Below are 2,434 nucleotides of genomic sequence, written 5' to 3'. Positions count from 1 at the left end.
GGGCCTGCACGAAGCTGGCGAGCGGATGCGGCCGGCAGCGCGGATCCGCGCCGTCGCGCGGCAGCACGGTGAGGCCGTCATGGCGAGCTTGCGCGAGCACGAGCGCCCGGTAGGCGTCGCCGGCCAGATCCCACCAGGACTGGCCATCCTCCGGCACAAAGGCGTCGAGATAGATCAGGGCCGCCAGCCGTTCCGGTGCCCTGTCGGCAACGCCCAATGCCACCATGCCGCCATAGGAGTGGGCGCAGAGGATGACCTCGGAGAGGTCCTCCATCGTGAGCAGATCCAGCACGTCGGCGATATGGGTGTCGAGATTGACGTTGGCAGGAGAGGGCCCGTCGTCCAGCCCGCTCAACGTCAAGGCGTAGGCATCGTGACCGGCCTCGCGGAGCCGCGCTGCCAGGTCAGTGTACATCCAGCCGCCGTGCCAGCCGCCCGGGATGAGAACGAAAGTCGCCATTGTCGTGCTCCTTGGATGCTATGTTGGGACCGTCTCGATCGGCCCTCGCGCTGCAGCCTAACAGGGCTGTCAAGACCGGCTGAAATACCTTCTGTTGCTGACAATGCGTGCTATATTTGGTTGATGAGCAAAGCGCAGGTGAAAGAGATTCTTGATCGCGTCCTGACCTGGCCCGATGACCGTCAGGAAGATGCCGCGAAGCTCCTTGTGCTCATGGAAGCACAGGATGACGCCGGCTATCGTCTGACCCCGGAGCAAGCCGAGGAAGTGGAGAGACGGCTTCTTGAGCCGAATGCTCGCACGTTGACTTTGGACGAGTTCAATACCCGCCTGGATCGCCTGCTCGACAAATGAAGATCGTGATCCGCGAGGCGGCCGCCCTCGACATCGAGACGATCTTCAAGTGGGTTTCTCGTGATCGGCCGCAAGCTGCGGCCAAGTTGGTGGGCCGAATTCGAACGCGGATCAACCGCCTGGCGAAATCTGGCCTTGCTCACATCGGACGACCGGGGCTGATCAAGGGAACGCGTGAGCTGATCGAGGGACCGTACATCATCATTTATGCGGTGGATGAAGCTGCTGATCAGATTACGATTGTGGCGGTCGTCCATGGCGCTCAAGATCGTCAAGCCTGACCGCCTTCACATAGCCCCGTTCCGAGCCGCGCAGCTTCCTTTTCCCCCAAAAGAGCTTAGAACGGCTCGATCCCCGGACGCCTCAGGCAGGCGTTTCCGGCCTTTCAACCCGTGAGCTCCCCATGAACGCGCCGATCGCTTTTCCCGACCAGAGCAAGCCCGTCCCGCCCTACAAACATACCCCGCTGTTTCCGCTCGGCGCGGACACCACGCCCTACAAGAAGATCACGACCGACGGCGTCCGGGTCGAGAAGGTGCTGGGACGCGACATGCTGGTGGTGTCGCGCGAGGCCCTGCGCGTGCTGTCGGAGGCCGCCTTCGGCGAGATCAACCATTATCTGCGCCCGGGCCATCTGAAGCAGCTCCGCAGCATCCTGGAGGACAGCGAGGCAAGCCCGAACGACAAGTTCGTCGCGTTGGATTTCCTCAAGAACGCCAACATCGCCGCCGGCGGCGTGCTGCCGATGTGCCAGGATACGGGCACCGCGATCATCATGGGCAAGAAGGGCTGCAACGTCCTCACCGACGGCGACGACGAGGCGGCACTGAGCGAAGGCGCGCGCGACGCTTATCTCCGTCGCAACCTGCGCTACTCGCAGGTGGCGCCGCTGTCGATGTATGAGGAGAAGAACACCGCCAACAATATGCCGGCGCAGACCGAGATCTATGCCGAGGGTGAGGACGCCTACAAGTTCATGTTCATGGCCAAGGGCGGCGGCTCGGCCAACAAGAGCTTCCTGTTTCAGGCCACGCCATCGGTGCTGACCAAAGACCGCCTGCTGGCGTTCCTGAAGGAGAAGATCCTGACGCTCGGCACCGCGGCGTGCCCACCTTACCATCTCGCCATCGTAATCGGCGGCACCTCGGCCGAGCTTTGCATGAAGACGGTGAAGCTCGCATCCGCGCGCTATCTGGATGCGCTGCCGACCCACGGTTCGCCCGACGGCAACGCCTTCCGCGACCTCGAGATGGAGCAGGAAATCCACAAGATGACGCAAAGCCTGGGCGTTGGGGCGCAGTTCGGCGGCAAGTATTTCTGCCACGACGTCCGCGTCATCCGCATGCCGCGTCACGGCGCGTCCTTGCCGATCGGGCTCGGGGTGTCCTGCTCGGCCGACCGCCAGGTGCTCGGCAAGATCACCAAGGACGGCGTCTATCTCGAGGAGCTCGAGCACAATCCCGCGCAGTATCTGCCGGAAGTAGAGCAGGCGCTCGGCGGCGAGGTCGTCAAGATCAACCTGCAGCAGCCGATGAAGGATATCCTCAGCACCCTGTCGAAATATCCGACCAAGACGCGGCTGTCGCTGACCGGCACCATGATCGTGGCGCGCGATTCCGC

At 63.0% G+C, this 2,434-nt stretch carries 4 protein-coding genes; 3 read left to right on the top strand and 1 reads right to left on the bottom strand.

Features of this window, described 5'->3' with window-relative positions; translation table 11 throughout:
* Positions 1-460: alpha/beta fold hydrolase (locus tag WA702_RS12355; protein WP_425110807.1), on the bottom strand; the 460-nt coding region annotated here is incomplete at its 3' end.
* A 123-nt stretch (positions 461-583) separates the two neighbouring features.
* On the opposite strand from WA702_RS12355, the gene WA702_RS12350 reads away from it, so the two are divergent.
* The 3 genes from WA702_RS12350 to WA702_RS12340 all read left to right on the top strand — a co-directional run.
* Positions 584-814: a hypothetical protein gene (locus tag WA702_RS12350; RefSeq protein WP_425110806.1), complete on the top strand. Its 231-nt coding sequence runs from the start codon at positions 584-586 to the stop codon at positions 812-814.
* Positions 811-1,095: a type II toxin-antitoxin system RelE/ParE family toxin gene (locus WA702_RS12345; protein WP_425110805.1), complete on the top strand. Its 285-nt coding sequence runs from the start codon at positions 811-813 to the stop codon at positions 1,093-1,095. The genes WA702_RS12350 and WA702_RS12345 overlap by 4 nt, the downstream gene beginning before the upstream one ends.
* A 122-nt stretch (positions 1,096-1,217) precedes the next feature.
* A partial coding sequence (locus tag WA702_RS12340; RefSeq protein WP_425110804.1) for a fumarate hydratase occupies positions 1,218-2,434 on the top strand: 1,217 nt, incomplete at its 3' end.

This window comes from Bradyrhizobium sp., from assembly GCF_049798375.1.
In the GTDB taxonomy this organism is placed as follows: domain Bacteria; phylum Pseudomonadota; class Alphaproteobacteria; order Rhizobiales; family Xanthobacteraceae; genus Bradyrhizobium.
The sequence above is the reverse complement of the archived record's forward strand: the minus strand, read 5'-3'. Positions and strand labels throughout refer to the sequence as shown.

What these genes read in the sequence shown, in the direction of transcription:
- WA702_RS12350 (WP_425110806.1), top strand. Translation starts at nt 584, where the DNA reads ATGAGCAAAGCGCAGGTGAAAGAGATTCTTGATCGCGTCCTGACCTGG.
- WA702_RS12345 (WP_425110805.1), top strand. Translation starts at nt 811, where the DNA reads ATGAAGATCGTGATCCGCGAGGCGGCCGCCCTCGACATCGAGACGATC.